The organism is Primorskyibacter sp. S87 (assembly GCF_049801055.1).
Classification (GTDB): Bacteria; Pseudomonadota; Alphaproteobacteria; order Rhodobacterales; family Rhodobacteraceae; genus JBNAGF01.
Genome location: NZ_JBNAGF010000004.1, coordinates 198,078 through 215,619, shown reverse-complemented (window position 1 = coordinate 215,619; position 17,542 = coordinate 198,078). Strand labels below are relative to the sequence as shown.

The 17,542-nt window shown below is 55.2% G+C and carries 17 protein-coding genes, 1 tRNA gene and 1 pseudogene; 5 read left to right on the top strand and 14 right to left on the bottom strand.

The genetic code is table 11. The annotated features are described in order from the left end of the window. Nucleotides 1-29 precede the first annotated feature (29 nt). The 4 genes from mtgA to ACP15U_RS09175 form a co-directional block, all read right to left on the bottom strand. Nucleotides 30-761 (bottom strand): monofunctional biosynthetic peptidoglycan transglycosylase, encoded by a 732-nt coding sequence (gene mtgA, locus ACP15U_RS09190; RefSeq protein WP_425044841.1) that lies wholly within the window; start codon nt 759-761, stop codon nt 30-32. A gap of 126 nt (nt 762-887) precedes the next feature. Further along, nucleotides 888-5,423: a glutamate synthase large subunit gene (gene gltB, locus ACP15U_RS09185; RefSeq protein WP_425044840.1), complete on the bottom strand. Its 4,536-nt coding sequence runs from the start codon at nt 5,421-5,423 to the stop codon at nt 888-890. Then, nucleotides 5,420-5,806, bottom strand: a complete 387-nt coding sequence (locus tag ACP15U_RS09180; RefSeq protein WP_425044993.1) for a GFA family protein — start codon at nt 5,804-5,806, stop codon at nt 5,420-5,422. The genes gltB and ACP15U_RS09180 overlap by 4 nt, the downstream gene beginning before the upstream one ends. A gap of 68 nt (nt 5,807-5,874) precedes the next feature. Next, entirely contained in the window at nt 5,875-7,308 is a 1,434-nt protein-coding gene (locus ACP15U_RS09175) for an NAD(P)-dependent oxidoreductase (RefSeq protein ID WP_425044839.1), read from the bottom strand. A 228-nt stretch (nt 7,309-7,536) separates the two neighbouring features. Here ACP15U_RS09175 and ACP15U_RS09170 point away from each other — a divergent pair, with 228 nt between their 5' ends. Beyond that, nucleotides 7,537-8,340 carry an undecaprenyl-diphosphate phosphatase gene (locus ACP15U_RS09170; RefSeq protein ID WP_425044838.1) on the top strand — a complete coding sequence of 268 codons (804 nt, stop codon included), beginning with the start codon at nt 7,537-7,539 and terminating at the stop codon, nt 8,338-8,340. Between the two features lies 1 nt (nt 8,341). Here the strand turns inward: ACP15U_RS09170 and ACP15U_RS09165 are convergent, their stop codons facing one another. Continuing rightward, nucleotides 8,342-9,325: a complex I NDUFA9 subunit family protein gene (locus ACP15U_RS09165; protein ID WP_425044837.1), complete on the bottom strand. Its 984-nt coding sequence runs from the start codon at nt 9,323-9,325 to the stop codon at nt 8,342-8,344. Nucleotides 9,326-9,536: 211 nt separating this feature from the next. On the opposite strand from ACP15U_RS09165, the gene ACP15U_RS09160 reads away from it, so the two are divergent. After that, nucleotides 9,537-9,623, top strand: a tRNA-Leu gene (locus ACP15U_RS09160). A gap of 88 nt (nt 9,624-9,711) precedes the next feature. Here ACP15U_RS09160 and ACP15U_RS09155 read toward each other — a convergent pair. The 9 genes and pseudogenes from ACP15U_RS09155 to ACP15U_RS09115 all read right to left on the bottom strand — a co-directional run bounded on the left by ACP15U_RS09155 (nt 9,712) and on the right by ACP15U_RS09115 (nt 14,269). Next, nucleotides 9,712-9,954, bottom strand: coding sequence for a hypothetical protein (locus ACP15U_RS09155; protein WP_425044836.1), 243 nt, complete (start codon nt 9,952-9,954; stop codon nt 9,712-9,714). A gap of 404 nt (nt 9,955-10,358) precedes the next feature. After that, nucleotides 10,359-10,508 (bottom strand): annotated as a pseudogene (locus ACP15U_RS09150) (IS3 family transposase); the annotation flags it as partial. A 25-nt stretch (nt 10,509-10,533) separates the two neighbouring features. Beyond that, nucleotides 10,534-10,962: a GntR family transcriptional regulator gene (locus ACP15U_RS09145; protein WP_425044835.1), complete on the bottom strand. Its 429-nt coding sequence runs from the start codon at nt 10,960-10,962 to the stop codon at nt 10,534-10,536. Between the two features lie 119 nt (nt 10,963-11,081). Beyond that, nucleotides 11,082-11,945 (bottom strand): DUF1217 domain-containing protein, encoded by an 864-nt coding sequence (locus tag ACP15U_RS09140; RefSeq protein WP_425044834.1) that lies wholly within the window; start codon nt 11,943-11,945, stop codon nt 11,082-11,084. Continuing rightward, nucleotides 11,879-12,283: a flagellar biosynthesis repressor FlbT gene (flbT, locus tag ACP15U_RS09135; RefSeq protein WP_425044833.1), complete on the bottom strand. Its 405-nt coding sequence runs from the start codon at nt 12,281-12,283 to the stop codon at nt 11,879-11,881. Before flbT ends, ACP15U_RS09140 begins: the two co-directional genes overlap by 67 nt. A 1-nt stretch (nt 12,284) precedes the next feature. Next, nucleotides 12,285-12,650: a flagellar biosynthesis regulator FlaF gene (flaF, locus tag ACP15U_RS09130; RefSeq protein ID WP_425044832.1), complete on the bottom strand. Its 366-nt coding sequence runs from the start codon at nt 12,648-12,650 to the stop codon at nt 12,285-12,287. A gap of 65 nt (nt 12,651-12,715) precedes the next feature. After that, nucleotides 12,716-13,537, bottom strand: a complete 822-nt coding sequence (locus ACP15U_RS09125) for a flagellin (RefSeq protein WP_425044831.1) — start codon at nt 13,535-13,537, stop codon at nt 12,716-12,718. Nucleotides 13,538-13,742: 205 nt separating this feature from the next. Continuing rightward, the gene (locus ACP15U_RS09120; protein ID WP_425044830.1) at nt 13,743-14,102 is read right to left on the bottom strand and encodes a hypothetical protein; all 360 of its coding nucleotides are present in this window, start codon (nt 14,100-14,102) and stop codon (nt 13,743-13,745) included. Further along, nucleotides 14,099-14,269 (bottom strand): rod-binding protein, encoded by a 171-nt coding sequence (locus ACP15U_RS09115; protein ID WP_425044992.1) that lies wholly within the window; start codon nt 14,267-14,269, stop codon nt 14,099-14,101. Before ACP15U_RS09115 ends, ACP15U_RS09120 begins: the two co-directional genes overlap by 4 nt. A gap of 213 nt (nt 14,270-14,482) precedes the next feature. Between ACP15U_RS09115 and ACP15U_RS09110 the strand changes: the two genes are divergently transcribed. From ACP15U_RS09110 to ACP15U_RS09100, 3 genes are all read left to right on the top strand, one after another. Beyond that, nucleotides 14,483-15,910: a flagellar hook-length control protein FliK gene (locus ACP15U_RS09110; protein WP_425044829.1), complete on the top strand. Its 1,428-nt coding sequence runs from the start codon at nt 14,483-14,485 to the stop codon at nt 15,908-15,910. A 4-nt stretch (nt 15,911-15,914) separates the two neighbouring features. Next, nucleotides 15,915-16,589 (top strand): flagellar hook capping FlgD N-terminal domain-containing protein, encoded by a 675-nt coding sequence (locus tag ACP15U_RS09105; RefSeq protein WP_425044828.1) that lies wholly within the window; start codon nt 15,915-15,917, stop codon nt 16,587-16,589. A gap of 107 nt (nt 16,590-16,696) precedes the next feature. Further along, on the top strand, nt 16,697-17,530 hold the full coding sequence (locus ACP15U_RS09100) for a phosphotransferase family protein (RefSeq protein WP_425044991.1): 834 nt from the start codon (nt 16,697-16,699) through the stop codon (nt 17,528-17,530). The last annotated feature ends 12 nt before the right edge of the window (nt 17,531-17,542 follow it).

Sequence of the window (17,542 nt, the reverse complement as noted above, 5' to 3'; positions counted from 1 at the left end):
CAAGCAATAGACCTGTCACGGCAGGGTTTTCAATCCTCGAAACAGCCCGAGCGACCATCTGCGCGGATCGTGGCCGCGCCATCCATTATAGCGGCGGCTTTTCTGCGCAGGCGTTGGGAGGGGTTTGCTGCTGACCTGCCCTTGGGATTTGGAAGAACAGCGGCAATTCGAGCAGACTGAACGGCTGTGAGCTGATCGGCATCAACACCAAAGTAAGACTGCGCGGCGGCTTGTATTCCGAACACTCCCTCGTCCATCTCGGCGACATTCAGATAGACTTCCAGAATGCGTTTCTTGGGCCAGAATGCCTCGACGGCGGGGGTTATTGCTGTTTCCAACGCCTTACGGATCCAGCTACGCCCCTGCCAGAGAAAGACGTTCTTTGTAACCTGTTGGCTGAGAGTGGATGCGCCGCGTTTCGCGCCGGCGTCGATCGCCGCCCGGATCGCCTTCACATCAAAGCCCCAGTGAAGGCAAAAGTTCGCATCCTCAGCAGCTACGACCGAGCGGGGTGCGACGGCAGCAATGTCCTCGATACGCACCCATTCACGTTCGACCGAGCCCAGCCGTCGCCATTCCGAGAAGATTGTAGCGGTCACAGGTGGATTGACGAAGCGGAACAGAATGACCAGTGCAAGCACGACCACGATTAAAACCGTACATGCGCGCAACAGAATGAATCCTGCCCATGCCAGCGGTTTGAACTTCCGCTTGGCCTTTCCCTTTTTCTTGGTCGACTTGCCTGCCGTCTTTCTTGCCATGGCTCTTCTATAGGGCAGGTGGGACGATCCGACCAACCTCAAATCCATCGAAACCGCACAAACCTAAGATGAAAACGCCCCGCAGTTGACTACTGCGAGGCGTCATCATGCAATAAAAAACAGGCGCTATTCTGCCGGAACCGCAGATTCTTCCAGGCTCAGAGGGGCTGGAAGATGAACCAGCATCTCTTTCGGGCAGGCCTGCATGAAATGGTTCTTCTCGATATCCCAATGCTGCAGGATGTCGGCGGCTTTGCGGCTACCTGTTTCAGCCAGATGGCGTTCAATCAGACCTTTCAGTTGGCTTTCCCAATGGTCGACCGTCACTGGGCAGGTAACCAGGGTTTCCATGTTCATCATAGTCTGAGCCTGGTTTTCGGGATCGTAGAGATAGGCCATGCCGCCCGTCATGCCCGCACCAAAGTTGGCCCCAATGGATCCCAGGATCACGGCAACGCCTCCGGTCATGTATTCACATCCGTTGGAGCCGCAGCCTTCGATCACCACTTTGGCGCCCGAGTTCCGGACCGCAAACCGCTCACCGGCGCGACCAGCGGCGAAAAGATGACCATCGGTTGCCCCATAGAGCACGGTGTTTCCGATGATTGTGTTTTCATCCGCTTTCAGCGGGCTTACCTGCGGCGGACGCACAACAATTGTTCCGCCCGACAGTCCTTTGCCGACATAGTCGTTGGCATCGCCCGAAACTTCCAGTTTGAGGCCGGGGGCAGCAAATGCGCCCAAAGACTGACCCGCCGAGCCCTGCAGCTTCACGTGCAGATGATCTGGCTGGAACGAGTTGCGCATACCAAAGTTCTGAACGATATGGCTCGAAATACGGGTGCCAACGGTCCTGTGCGTGTTCTGCACGGCATAGGAAAGCTGCATCTTTTCACCGTCTTTCAGGAAGCGGGCTGCATCCCGAACAATCTCGGCATCAAGCGTATCCGGAACGACATTCCGATCTTTGCCCCGGTTGTAGACGATGTCCTGAGCGCCATCGACCGTGACCAGAAGCGGGTTCAGGTCCAGATCATCGAGGCGTGCGGAACCGCGCGAAACCTGCGCCAGAAGGTCGGCCCGCCCGATCACTGCATCGAGGCTCCGAGCACCCAGCTCGGCTAGGATTTCTCGGACCTCCTGCGCATAGAACGTGATCAGATTGACCACTTTGTCAGCGTTGCCCGTGAACTTTTCACGCAGGGCCGAGTCTTGGGTACAGACGCCGACCGGGCAGGTGTTGGACTGACACTGCCGCACCATGATACAGCCCATGGCGATCAGTGCGGCGGTGCCAATGCCATATTCTTCGGCACCCATCATTGCGGCCATGACAATATCACGACCGGTGCGAAGGCCGCCGTCGGTCCGCAGAGTAACCCGTTCGCGCAGCTTGTTCATCGCCAGAACCTGATGGGCTTCGGTCAGGCCCATTTCCCATGGTAGGCCGGCGTATTTGATCGAAGTCGCAGGGCTGGCGCCTGTGCCGCCGTTGTGGCCCGAGATCAGGATGATGTCGGCTTTGGCCTTCGCAACACCAGCGGCAATCGTGCCAACTCCCGATGATGCGACCAGCTTCACGGTCACTTTGCAGCGTGGATTGATCTGCTTGAGATCATAGATCAGCTGGGCAAGATCTTCGATCGAGTAGATGTCGTGATGCGGCGGCGGAGAGATCAGAGTCACACCTTTGGTCGAATGCCGCAAGCGCGCGATCAGGTCGGTGACCTTCATGCCGGGCAACTGGCCGCCTTCGCCGGGTTTTGCGCCCTGAGCAACCTTGATCTCCAGCTCTTCGCACTGGTTAAGATATTCTGCCGTTACACCAAACCGGCCGGACGCAACCTGTTTGATCTTCGCCGAAGGGTTGTCGCCATTGGGCTCAGGCACGAAATGCGCTGGATCTTCTCCACCCTCGCCGGAGTCCGACTTGGCCCCGATCCGGTTCATCGCGACGTTCAGGGTCTTGTGTGCCTCGGGGCTCAACGCGCCCAACGACATACCCGGCGTGACGAAGCGTTTGCGGATCGAAGTTATGCTTTCGACCTCTTCAAGCGGGATCGGTTTACCCAACGGTTTAAAATCCATCAAATCGCGCAGGTGGATCGGTGGGTTGCTCTGCATCTTGGCGGAATACTGCTTCCAAAGCTCATAGGACGAGCGGTTGCAGGCCATTTGCATCATGTGCATTGAGGTGGCTTCCCACGCGTGGGTTTCACCCGATTTCCGCGCCTTGTAGAAACCTCCGATCGGGAGCACGTCAAGCCCGCTTTCCCAACCTTTGGCGTGGATTTCCTCGGCTTCGGTCTGAATACCGCTGACACCGATACCGGAAATCCGAGAGGTCATGCCCGGGAAGTATTCGGCGCACATCGCGCGGCTGAGGCCAACGGCCTCGAAGTTCAGACCGCCGCGGTAAGACGAGATGACCGAGATGCCCATCTTGGCCATAATCTTCAGCAGCCCCTGATCAATCGCCTCACGGAACCGGGCAACGTTCTCTGTCAGATTGCCATCGAGAAGACCACGTTCGATACGATCCGCCAGACTGTCTTCGGCAAGATATGCATTCACCACGGTGGCCCCGCAACCGATCAGCACGGCGAAGTAGTGCGGGTCAATGCATTCAGCAGACCGTACGTTCAGCGAACAGAACGTCCGCAAGCCTTTGCGAGTCAGGTGCGAATGCACGGCACTGGTCGCAAGGATCATCGGCATTGCGACTTTACCGTCGGGTCCGGAATGCTGGTCTGTCAGCACAATATGCCCGGCACCCGAGCGCACAGCGTCTTCCGCCTCGGAACGGATCCGGCTTAGCTCAGAATTGAGTGCGCTGGGTCCGGCTCGGAACGAACAATCGATTTCAACCAATGGGGCCGTGAACTGTTCGACAAGCTTGTCCCATTGCGAATTCCCGACGAAGGGGCTTTCCAGAACGATGATCTCGGTCTGGCTGCTGTCCTCGTCCAGAACGTTCTTGAGATTGCCGAAACGCGTTTTTAGGCTCATTACCCGGTATTCCCGCAGCGAGTCGATTGGCGGGTTGGTGACTTGGCTGAAGTTCTGGCGGAAGAAATGGCTGAGCGGACGATACTGCTTGGACAACACGGCGGACGGCGTGTCGTCTCCCATTGAAGCAATGCTCTCTTTGCCGTCCTCGGCCATCGGGGACAGGATCTGCTCCAGCTCTTCAATCGTATAACCGGCGGCGATCTGGCGTTTGCGAAGGGTTTCGCCGGTGAACAGTGGTTGCTCCGAAACGCCGGCCAGCGTTTCGTCCATGTCGTTTATCTTGCCGACCCAATCGCTGAACGGAAGGGCGGCAGCCATCTTGTTCTTGATTTCCTTGTCGTGGAACATATTGCCCTTTTTCATGTCCACGGCGAGCATCTGACCGGGGCCAAGAGCCCCTTTTTCTACGACCGAAGCCTCGTCCGTTGGCACCATTCCGGCCTCGGATCCGGCGATCACCAGCCCATCGCCGGTCACGACATAGCGCATGGGGCGAAGCCCGTTACGATCGAGCCCGGCGCAAACCCAACGCCCATCGGTCATTGCGAGGGCGGCCGGGCCATCCCAGGGCTCCATGACCGAGTTGCAGTAAGAATACATATCCCGCCAGGATTGCGGCAGCTCGACGGCCTGCTTTGACCAGCTTTCCGGCACCAGCATTGTTTTCGCCATAGGCGCAGAACGACCTGCCCGAACCAGAACCTCGAACACAGAGTCGAGAGCAGCAGAGTCGGATGACCCGCTCGCGATGATTGGCTTGATGTCTTCGGCGTGATCTCCGAACGACGACGACGCCATCCGGATTTCATGGCTTTTCATCCAGTTCACATTGCCCTTGAGCGTGTTGATTTCGCCGTTGTGGGCTAGCATGCGGAATGGCTGTGCCAGCCACCACTGGGGGAACGTGTTTGTGGAATAGCGCTGATGATAAATGGCAAAGGCACTCTCAAAGCGGTCGTCCATCAGGTCCGGGTAGAACACTGCCACCTGCTCAGCCAGCATCATACCTTTGTAGATGATGGAACGGCAGCTCAACGAGGCCAGGTAGAGCTCGTTGATGCTCGCGGCAGCGGCGGCCTTTTCGATCCGGCGCCGAATGACATAAAGCTCGCGTTCAAAGGTTTCTTCGTCCACGCCTTTCGAATTCGAGATCAGGATCTGCTCGATTTCGGGCCGGGTAGCGTTTGCCTTTTCGCCGAGACAGCCGATGTCGACCGGCACGTGGCGCCAGCCGTAAATGTAATATCCCATCCGCAGGACTTCGGTTTCCACGATGGTCCGGCAGGTTTCCTGAGCCCCGAAATCGGTTCGGGGCAAGAAGACTTGGCCAACTGCGATCAGTTGGTCTTCACGGGGTTCATGTCCGGTGCGACGCACCTGATCATAGAAAAACTGAACGGGAATCTGAACGTGGATCCCGGCGCCGTCACCGGTTTTTCCGTCGGCGTCGACGGCTCCACGGTGCCAGATCGCCTTAAGAGCATCGATACCGGCGTCGACCACCTTGCGGCTTTTCTTGCCGTCTACCGAAACAACGAGACCGACACCACATGAGGAGTGCTCTTCTTCTTCTGAATAGAGACCGTTCTCGGCCACCCACTTTCGCTTGGCTTCTTCGGCGCGAACCCATTCGGCATCATATTTGGTCATTGGGTCTCTCCTTCTTCGCTCGGGGCATACATTGCCATGACCTCTGCTTCGGTCATTTGGCGGCGTTCGCCTTCGAACGCGTATCCTTCGGGCTTCTTGTCTATATACAGTTCCAGGCCAAGCCGTGCTCCGCCCGCATTTTCAAACAGTCCGGCCGCCATTTGGGTCTGGCCGTGCATCTCTCCCGGTGCGGTGATTCGGTACCACAGGGCCGACCCGCACTCCTCACAGAAAGCTCGCTCGGCCCACTCGGAGGACGTGTAAGTCTTCACCGGCCCCAACGCCGCATATCCGGGCAGAGCGGGAAACGTAATAAGCATAGAGCTCGTCCACCGGCGGCACATGTCGCAGTGACATGCTCCGATCGAATTTCGTGCCGGCATCGCCGTAATAGTGACGGCTCCGCACATGCATTGTCCTCGTATTTCGGCCATTGCGTTGTTCTCCGCTGTCATTCCGCCGCAACGGCAGCAGATCCGTCGAACTTCTCCAGAATGGCCTGCGCGCAGTCACGCCCGTCCCGGATTGCCCAGACCACCAGCGACGCGCCGCGCACAATGTCACCGATGGCGTACACGCCGTCCATTTCAGTAGCGCCGGTTGTGAATTCTGCCTTTACGGTGCCCCACCGGGTCACCGGCAGATCGGGCTGCCCAAACAGGGTGGGGAGATCTTCAGGCTCAAAGCCCAGCGCCTTGATGACGAGATCTGCTTCTTCGACATAGTCGGAGCCTTCGATCAGTTCCGGCGCCTGACGGCCTGAAGCGTCAGGTTGACCGAGGCGCATTTTTTGTACCATCACGCCAGACACGGTTTCGTCGCCGGTAAATCCCTTGGGGGCACTCAGCCACTCAAAAACCACGCCTTCTTCTTCGGCATTTGCAACTTCGCGCTGCGAGCCCGGCATGTTGGTCCGGTCGCGGCGATAAAGGCATTTTACGCTGGTCGCGCCTTGACGAATCGAGGTGCGCACGCAGTCCATCGCCGTGTCACCGCCGCCGATAACCACAACCCGCTTGCCCTCGGCATTCATCCGGCCATTCTCGAAATCTTCAACGGTATCGCCAAAGCTCTTGCGGTTTGAAACGGTCAGGAAGTCGATTGCCTTTTCAATACCTGTCAGGCCACTGCCAGGCATGGCCAGATCCCTTGATTTGTAAACACCGGTCGCGATTATCACGGCATCATGTTCAGCATGGATCGTTGCAAATATATCGGCATCCACATCGCAGTTGAGAACAAACTCCACTCCGCTTGCTTCAAGCTGTTCTACACGACGCATGACCACGTCCTTTTCCAGCTTGAAGCCGGGAATTCCGTAGGTCAGAAGGCCACCGGCGCGGTCATAGCGGTCATAGACTGTGACGTTCACGCCGGCACGTCGCAGCATGTCCGCGGCAGCGAGGCCACCGGGGCCAGCGCCGATAATGCCCACGCTTTCAGCACGTTCCTGAACCGGCACGGCGGGTTTGACCCAGCCCTTTTCCCATGCGGTATCAGTGATGTATTTCTCGACCGCTCCGATGGTGACCGTTCCGTGACCGGATTGCTCAATAACGCAGTTGCCTTCGCAAAGCCGATCCTGAGGACAGATGCGCCCACAGATTTCCGGAAACGTGTTGGTCGCCTGGCTGACCTGATAGGCCTCTTCCAAACGTCCAGTCGCAGTCAAGCGCAACCAGTCCGGGATGTTGTTGTGCAAGGGGCAATGGGATTGGCAGTAGGGCACACCGCACTGACTGCAGCGGCTCGCCTGCTCTTCGGCCTTGGCAGCGGCGTATTCGGCATAGATTTCATCGAAATCTTCTCTCCGCTCGCCAGCCTCCCGCTTTTGAGGCATGTCGCGTTCGATTTGCACGAATTTTAGCATCGGTTGCTTGGCCACGGCTCAGACTCCATGAATTGGCTTGGTCGCGCCTGTTTAAGGGATGGCACAACAGATGAAAAGTCAATATTACTGACCTAAAATAGCGCAGGACTTTTTGGGATTTTGCGAAAGTCGGTTTGCAGGGAGAATATTAGGTCAAAAACCGGACCTAAATCGAATGATTGCTTTTGAATTAGGGAACTTATACCTGATCGACCCGAAGACTATCAGACAGGAACAATCACCGTGCCTCTATTTCAACTCTTTCTCGTGGCGGTGATTCAGGGCGTGACCGAGTTTCTGCCGGTTTCATCGTCCGGGCATTTGATTCTGTTGCCGGCCCTGTCAGGGCTTCAGGATCAGGGACCGGTAATTGATGTCGCCGTACATGTCGGGACTTTGGGCGCCGTCGTCATATATTTCTGGTCCGACGTTAAGGCAGGAATTGCAGGGCTGCCACGGGCTCTGTCAGGCAAACTCGACACGGAAGACGCCCGGCTTGCAATGGGTCTGATCATTGCCACTATCCCCGTCATCGTAATTGGATTCCTCCTCCATGTTTCCGGGCTGAATGAGGCAATGCGGTCGATAAAGGTCATCGGTTGGACAATGCTGATCTTTGGTCTGGTTCTGTATTGGGCCGATCAACGAGGTGGTACAAACAAGACAATCTCGGACTGGGGGATTGGAGATGCTTTGCGGATGGGCCTATGGCAAGCGGTTGCGCTCATTCCCGGGACGTCCCGGTCCGGTATTACTATCACGGCGGGACGCAATCTGGGTTATGCACGAGAAGACGCAGCCCGGATCGCCATGCTGATGTCGATTCCAACGATTGCGGCCTCCGGCGTTCTGCTGGGGTTGGACGTTGCTACGTCAACAAACGCCGGATTGGCACGTGATGGTGCTATTGCGGCCGGGTTTGCATTTGTTTCCGCTCTGCTTGCCCTGTCTTTGATGATGCGATTGCTCAAATCCGTCAGCTTCACCCCGTATGTGATCTATAGGGTGATCCTTGGCGTGATCCTACTGACGGTAGCCTACAGCTAAATCAGCCTCGGAGGTTGCTCGCTGACCTCTGAATCTCATCATACTGGCCCGAGGGGCGAAATTTCCAAAGGTAGTCGGGCAAAATTGATCCCATAGCGACAGGTGTGATTTTCAGATCGTCAAAGCACTTTGCTCCTTCGGAAACAACGTTATCCCGGCGCAGATTCTTGACCTGATCCCGTGTTAGAATGTTGTTTGGAAAGAGTTGGAATGAAACAAACTTGGCAATATCCAGCACACTAGCCATGATACCAGCCACCCAAAACGGCATGCCAATGATCACGCGGCGGCGGTGGATGACTTCCAGCATTCTGGTCATCAGGGCGCGGAACGATGCAACCTCGGGGCCGCCGAGTTCGTATATCCCGGGTTCAGCTTCTCCCAAAACGGCCTTGGTCGCGGCGTTGGCGACATCGTCCACGAATACGGGCTGGAACAAGGTTTCGGCGCCGACAATAGGTAAAACAGGAGAGATCCGTGCCATGCCTGCAAAACGATTGAAGAATTCGTCTTCAGCACCGAAAATTACTGACGGTCGAAGGACAATGGCATCTGGTATATGAAGCAAAACCGCTGCTTCACCCTCGCCTTTGGTTCGGGAATAGTCACTGTTCGAAGCAGCATCGGCACCTATCGCCGAGATATGAACCATCCGTGTAACGCCATGCTCAGCGGCGAGGCGGGCAATACGCCCTGCTCCATCGGCCTGCACTGCATCAAATCCGTTCTTACCGCGCTCGTTTAGCACACCTACGCAGTTTACGACTGCATCTGCCCCTTGCATGGCTGCCGCGACAGACGCGTTATCGCGTACATTACAAAGAACGGGCTCAACCTGACCGACCGCACCATACGGTTTGACGTGCATAGCCTCGTTGGGGCGTCGCACCGCGACCCGAACGCGCCAACCTTGGTTCGCCAGGCGACGTGCAATGTAACGACCGACAAATCCGGATCCGCCATAGATCGTGACCAGTTTCGACATCGCGATGCTCCCGATAGAGTTGTTGCAGTCGGTCTACTCCTGCAGATCCTTGCAAACAAGGCGCAAAAACGCCGCTGGTCGATTGTTGTGTCCCGACCGGGATCGGCCAAGAAAAACACCTTGATGTGCTGACTCCAAAAAAGTGTGCCGGAACGACGAAAATCCGTTTGACACCTTCTTCCGCTAGGCTTAAACGCCCTCCACGACACCTGCCCAGGTGGCGGAATTGGTAGACGCGCTAGCTTCAGGTGCTAGTGTCCGTATGGACGTGGAGGTTCGAGTCCTCTCCTGGGCACCAAATATCTCCAAAATACACCTCAAAAACAGCCACTTGGGGCAATTGATCGTATATCGGTCCCCCAATTTGTCCACCATTGTTTTCGCGGTCATTCCGTATCTCGGAAATGTCTCTGCAACAGGTTCGCCAGCATCCGGGCTGCCACGGCATCTTCGGTGCAGGCACCGTGCCGATAGTTGCCGTTGCGCTCGCATTCAGGCGCTCCACCGCCAGCCCCGTGAAACCGGCAGACAATCCACCCGCGTACCGCCGGGCCTTTGCATCGCCCGCCGGTGCGCTTGGACGTGGCGGTACACCTGGGGGCGGCATTCATCAATTCGACAAGGTTCATGGGGTTGGCACCAGCTTATGACGCTACCACTCCCCCCCTAGCGCGATTTGCTGGACCAACCAACGACGGGAGACTACGCAAAGCCGACGCTGGGTGGACTGAGCTGCTTCGCTGGTGCAGCATCACCCTTCAACCCGGAAGCCGCCATTCATGGTCGAAGCGCCGAACGACGACATCGAGCCCATACCGGAAGTGCTCCGATCTGAACCCCCACTGATGCACCAATTTCATCGACCGAAGACATCAGCTGTGCTGAAGAGAGAAAAGCGGCCATTAGTTCACAGTGTAGCGAGCTTTTGGACGCCGATGTCCGAGTTGCGGACGAAGCCGCCAGTCGGCTTCGGGTGGTCAATTGCTGCCTCCTCGTCTTGCTCAATTTTATGGACAGTTTCAAAAGATCCGACTGACCTCTTTTCGAAGTCAGCCGGGCTTACGTTGCCAATATACCCATGGCGACGTTTTCGATTGTAGAACACCTCGATGTATTCGAGCAGATCGGCACGTGCCTCATCCCTGGTTCGGTAACGAACACGGTTGAGGCGCTCGCGTTTGAGCCATGTTCCAAGATCAGGCCGGGTTCTACATTGCTTCAAGCGTGTGGATTAATCCGTTGTTGATGTGATCTTCGAGAAACTTGATCGCGGTGTCAGGATTCCGGGCAAGGGCCGCGTCAAGCATGCCTTGATGCTCAGCGGAGGCAGCCTCCCCCCGGAAAGTAAAGACCAACATCTGATACCGCAGGTACTTGTCGTAAATCTTGGAATGAAGCGACAAGAGGTTCTGTGAATTGCACGCGCGAATAAGTGACAGGTGGAACTCCCAATCATAGCGCTTCCAGGTCTCTTTTTCGGTTTCGTCACCAGACTGCATTTGAAGCTCCATGCGGTGCAGTTTGTGGTGCGCGGCGACGACGTCTCCTTCCCAGTCCGTATCACCGTTTGCAATGGACTGTTGCAGCGCGTGGCGCTCCAACAGGAGGCGAAGGCTGGCGACAATTCCCGTCGCCATGCTGTCTGCTAGTGTGTTCGATATGAGGTAATCCTGCCGCCACTCGACTCTTTTCCAAAGCGGTCGATATCAAGGGTCATGGGAGCCGTGACGCGAAAATTGGGTTCTTTCGGAGCTACTTACCTGCTACCGGCCGAAAGCAGAAAGAGAGCGGTTGAGAATGAGGAGGCGGAGTTGTTCGAGGCTTGGATCTGGGTCCGCGCGAGATAAAGGTTCGTCAGCTTCAGGCGCGTGTCTTGGCTTTCGAAACTCTTGAGGCTGTCAATCTTCAGAGCAGCGCTGACCTTGTCACTGAATATCGTCTTCTGTTTGTCGATACCAAGTCGACCTACGCCTTTGGGAAGCCCAACTGCTGTCTCGAACATTTCGCGCAACGGGGGCAGCCCAAGCATAGAATACCACCTGGCATCTTCAGTTACATTCCTCGCCGCCAGTTCTGTCAACTCGCGTTCCGCAAACAAGGAAATTCGAATGGCCTCATCAACGGCGCCGATGGAAACTTCGAACGATTGCTCTTTGTATGCCGAGATCACCGACTGCATTGCTGATGGTTCGTTTGTCTTGGCAACCTGCCCTGGCCCAAATCCAAAGGCGCTGCTGAGTTTCTTATATCGGGGGTCCGGCATTTTGTTGGCCAAGGCTTCCGGGTCTGCCGTGCCATCTTCAAGAATTTTTTTGATGAAAAAGCGGTTTCCAAGGTCATCTTGCAAACCAAACGCACCCAGCGCGACCTTCAGCAGGCGATGATCCGAAACCAGTTCTTCTGCCGAACTGATGTCCCTAATTGCCTTTTCAAAATGGTCGGTTTCGCGCTTTAAAGTGTTGGAGGAAGAAAAGGCCTCGAACTGCCGGTCATAGGTCCGCTGGAGAAAACGCCACCCCGCAATTCCAGGGCTTGGAATGACAGGTACAAAACTCATTTTGGACGAGCCGCAATTAGGCGATCTTCCCGTGGTAGAAGGGCCCTTAGCGATTTTAGGCATTTGTAGTGTTGGTCATGGATCAATGCGTCTGTCGCATCGGCAAGTGAGGCTCGGCTGTCCGGATCTGTGAAGACTTGGCTAAGTTCTTCAATTCGGCGCAACAGTGGGAGTTTGGCCTCTTCTGCATTGCTGTCACCAGACAGCACAAGTTGTGCTGCATAGCAGACTCTACGAACCGGAGTGGTGGCTTCGTCCGGATGAATGGCATCGCGCAGGCGAAGGATGCTGGCATTTGGTGTCAAAATCGCCACCCTGCCCCGGCGCTCTCCGTTCTCTATCACCGCGCCATTGACCAGCACGCGTTCCTTCGGAGCCAGTTTCAGAACCAATCCGCTCATATCAGTATTCTCCACCCTTAAGGCCGCGCATTACTGCAATGTTGATTTCAAGTAACGGCTGTATACCCGCCTGCCGGGCGAGAACCTTGGATGTGTGGTGGTTGGTAAATTCAGACAAATAGAAAATCCGCGCCCGCAAGTCCGCAGGCAGGGGGTTGTTTGTGTGGGCAACGTCGGCCGCAAAGATGTTCCATAGTTTTTTGTTGTCGTGTAAGGCGGACACAAGATCCTTGAAGCCGCGTTGCCCCTTTTTATCTTGGGACTGAATTCGCCCGGTAATCTGGGCAAGCGCGTCGTATTCGACACTTTTTGGCGAGCGTGTTGAAGCGGACGAGTATGGGGCGCTGACCTGTGAGAATGCGTTCACGGTGGTTCCTAACTATTTCCAAAATCGATGAATGGCCGGAGCAGTTGTGCTCCGGCCGGATCGCATTAGCGGAACAGTGACAAGATGGTTTGCGGCGCCTGATTTGCGATCGAGAGAGCCTGGACGCCGAGTTGCTGCTGGGTTTGCAGCGCCTGCAGTTTGGCCGAAGCCTCTTCCATGTCCGCGTCGACCAATGCGCCGATACCCGATTTCATCGCATCGGAAACCTTGCTTACGAATTCGTTCTGGTCGGAGATCCTTTTTGCAGAGGCCCCCAAAGCCGCGGCGCCATCAACGGCAGCCTGAATGAGGGTCTCAATGTCATCCAAAGAGGCGTCGGCATTTGCAGCGCTAGATACGTCTACCGTGGACAGATCCAGATTTGCCTCAAAATCCACAGAAGCAACCGTGATACTCGCTTGTGCTACGCCTCCTGAGCTACGGTCGAGCGAAGATGTAATCGTAATATCGCCCCCTGCAGTGTTCAGCAGGTTGGAACCGTTGAACTGAGACGCACTGATGATCGAAGTGATCTGGTTCTTTAGTTCGTCAACGTCGGCAGTGATCTTGGCGTGGTCTACGTTTTCACCGGTCGCTGCAACTACCTTTTCTTTCATTTCATTGAGGAGATTCGTGATCTGCTCGGCACCTGCCGAAGCGACTGCCACAGTCGACTCCCCGAGCGAAAGGGATTCAGACACCGCCTTGAAGCCGGCGACATCGCTCTCCATCACTTTGGAGATCGCCCAGATCGCCGAATTGTCCTTCGCGCTTGCGATATCTTTGCCCGTTGAAATCGCGCTTTGCGTCTTTTGAAGGTCTCCGTTGATCGACTTTAGAGTCTGCAGGGCCACCATCGCGCTGTTGTTGGTCAGAATACTGGACATATTTCATTTCCTTTGGTCCGGGGGTAATCGTTACCCGTTGTTGTTCCGCCCGTTTGGGCGGCCAGAGACGTCTTTCTGACAATTGCGAACGCCGGCAGGCATCGCGCCATTCCCTTGTCGGGATGCAAGTGAAAGCTTGCGCCCGATGTCCTAATGGACAGCTAAGAGGCGAGAAGTTGATGCTTCGAATTTTCCCTTTCGAACATTAAGTACGCTTCTCAATAGTATGGGAACGCCGTACTCCTAATTGTTCCCGGGCCCCGGATGGTCGATACACATCCAGCCCCTGATGAACCTTTAGAAATTCGGATAGCTGTAAGCTGACGGCCTGGATTCCTTCCTTGGCGCTTTCGAGCATCGCAAGGTTTCTGCCAAAATCCTCCCGCAGAGCGCGCAGTTTGTTGTCGTCTGACATGGGATTCAGAGCAAACTCACTGAGAAGTTTCTCTTTTTCCACAAGCAACTCACCCAGTTGTTCGAGTTCCCCTTCGAGCAGTACTTTACGTTCACGTTCAAGAATACTGGTAAGGGCCGAGGCGACATCATTGTCTTTACGCGTCTTCATTTCTGCCTCGCCATAAGCGACTGAAAAATTGATTCCGCCAACCCGAAACCCCCAGTCTTCGCCATTTCCTCTGCCTGTGCCCGAACAAGAAAGGTGGCGAACTGATCTTCGCCGGGTCCACCGCCAAACCCCTTGCGAGGTTGCCCCAACCCAGAGGACTTTAGCATTTCGGTGATGAAGCTAGCTTCCAGTTCCGTGGCAACCTCTTGGACTACTTTGGGGTCAAAGGAGGTCGAGGGAGATGGTTGTGTTGCGCTGACAATGTCTGACATAAGATTTCCTGCAATTGAGTCGATTTTCCCAATTTGATCTCTGGCCGGTTAAAAAAAAAGAAACCGAATTCGAGGAATGCTGGAGCGGCGAAAGAAATTCGGGTCCAGATGCAGATTCAAACAATCATCCAAAATTCGCCTTGCAGCCAAGGTGTTCCGAAAATGGAAGTCAACCATGCAAGGCAGGCTCACGAGCATTCCAAATATAGCGAATCCCAAGGAAGCTCAGATTTTGGTGCCGCATTCCTTGAAAAGGAAGTCGAATTCCCTGAGCAATTTTCCGACGGCGATGGCGCTTTTTTGTCAGAGGCCGAAGCTGGTCTGTCCACAGAAACGATGGGGCCCGAGGAGGCCGAAGCCGAATCGGATTATGAAGCCGAAGTTCCTGCAGATCTTCAGTGTCCGTCGAAAAAGACAAACGTGACTGACGTTGATCATAAACAAGACCCTAGCCACATCATAAATTCGCTCCGCGACAATCACCAGGAAACGGATCCGTCCGATCAGCAAGGTGCGACCGAGGTTCCGCCTCCGGCTTTGAATCCTATCAAAGTGCAGAAGACTCCTTCAAACGAAGCGGGCCACACCACTGAACCTCTTCAAGAGGCTGCTACCGTCGGAACGGCAGAGGTTGGTGAAAACGGCTCAAAGCTTGGGTTGTTAGATGCAAGAATTGATTCGAACGGAAAACCGGCAGCACACCGAAATGATGGACCCAAGGCTCCGGTTGAACCGGAATTGCCGGCATCCAGCACTGGAGAGCCGGGAAACGCTGGCACAAGTGCATTTTTGAAAAATGAAGGTGTTCTAAATCGTTGGGATCCTTTGGGGAGCCATCGGCAATGGGTCTCCGAGCCGCAAATGTCCACTCAATGGCCGTCCCACGAGAATCTCGAAGGTGCAGAAGAGTTGCAACATCGATGGGATGGTCGAAGGGATATCGAACCAATGACTGAACCATCTCGAGCAGTTCTTGTGCCAGACACCGAATTTCAAGGAGGCATTGTTGGCGATCGATTGGAGGTTCCGGCGTTCAGCGAGGATCACGGAGCAAGTCCAATTGACTTGAGCGTCGGGCCAAAAACCGACTCGGCAAGCAGCTTGGCGCAATCGACCACCCACTCGACAGCAATTCATAGAACGGAGATCGTACGGCAGATCGCCCAACAAATTGCTGAGATCCCCCAGCAACAGATGGGCAAGCCAATCGAGGTATTGCTGAACCCCGAAGAGCTGGGGCGGGTTCGAATGGTTTTATCGGCCGCAGAATCCGGTGTCTCACTGCTCATCAGCGCGGACAAATCCGAAACGCTAGATCTGATGCGCCGCCACATTGACGAACTGGCTGCCGAGTTTCGCCAGTTGGGCTATCAGACTGTCGGTTTCGAGTTCTCCAGATCCGGTTCCGGCGGTTTTGGCGAGGCTTCACACGGGGTTGAAACCGCCGGTATTGCAGCCTCATCCGATGGGGCTGACGCTACTCAAACTCCATCAGAGACCTCATTCCAACAAAATGGCCTCGACATAAGGGTATAGGAAAATGACTAGTCCAGTCTCGGCAGCGAGTCCGAACCCCGCAACTTCTGCCAAAGCTTCTCTGACCGAGAGCAAAAAAAGCAGTGTATTGTCTTCGGATTTTGAAACGTTCCTGAAGATGCTAACGGCGCAAGCGCGTTTTCAAGACCCTTTGGAGCCGATCGATTCCACAGAATACGCTGCGCAACTGGCGCAATTCTCTATGGTCGAACAGCAGGTACAAACCAACACTTCCCTTTCCGAGCTGATGGAAAGGCTTTCGGCTTCCAATGCGGTTTCTCTTTCTGGATGGATCGGAAAGAATGTAAGGTCGACTGCTCCGGCCGAGTTCACCGGTCAACCCATCACAGTGGTTCCTGAGATCGCGAAGGGCGCGGAGGCTGCATTCCTTGTTGTTCGCGACTTGTCCGGTGTGGAAGTCGAAAGACGGCCTGTGGAAACGAAAGGCGGCGCATTCAGCTGGGACGGAATGGATGCATCCGGCAATGTTCTTCCTGCCGGGTTGTACAGCTTTGAAACCGAGAGTTTTAGGGGCGGCGAACCAATTGGAAAAAGCCCCGTCGGTACCTATTCGCGAGTGATCGAGGCACAGCTGGATGGGACCGAAGTCGCGTTGGTGCTTCAGGGAGGTTCGAAGATTTCAACGCGTGCAGTTTCAGCCATACGCGATACCGGGTGAAACGAGATCTTTATACCCTTTACGATTTGTGATTGAACGATCCGGATCACATTTCCGAAGCCGGAGTATCTGCGCTGTCTGGTACATCCTCTCCGCCAGCTGGCCTTATGAGCCACTTGATAAAAAAGGGTCATCTTTCGGATGACTCCACATGGACAGTTTTGGAGGGTGGGCGAACCAACAGGGTTTGGAGACTACATTCGGCAGGTCTTAGTTGCGTGTTGAAACTGTACCGCAACAATAGGGACAATCCACTTTTCCCCAACAATCCGAACCACGAGATTCTGGCGCTCAATCATCTGAAAGGAAGCGGTCTGGCTCCAGAACTAATCGGAGCCGGAGATTTCAAAGGCGGAACTTGGATACTCTATACGTACAAAGACGGTAAGTGTTGGGCGGACGACGCGGTACGAGCCGCGGAACTGCTGGGTCAACTCCATAAGTTGCCAGTTCCGAATTGGTTACCGTTCAAATCAAGCGGTAGCGAAAGCATCGCATATGAAACGATGGCGATTCTGAGCAAGTGCGAGCCACGGCTGCGAGTTGTCCTTTCTGCTTTGAAGCCGTCAGAGATCGTTCCGGCCACAGAGCGTCAGTGCATTCTTCATGGCGACCCTGTGCCGGGTAACATCATCTGCGATCAGCACCAGATGGTTCTGATTGATTGGCAATGCCCGACGCGCGGCGATCCTTGCGAGGATCTCGGCATTTTTCTATCTCCAGCCATGCAGAGCCTCTATCGTGGATCCGCCTTAACGCCTGCGGAGGAGCAGGCATTTCTGAGCTCATACCCCGATACCGAGATTGTCGAACGCGCAATCAAGCTTCGTCCGTGGTTCACATGGCGGATGGCCGCTTACTGCCTTTGGCAAACTGAATCTGGCAACACCGACTACAAAGTGGGTATGGAATTGGAGTTGGCCGCACTCCGAAAGCGCTAAGAACGAAACGGA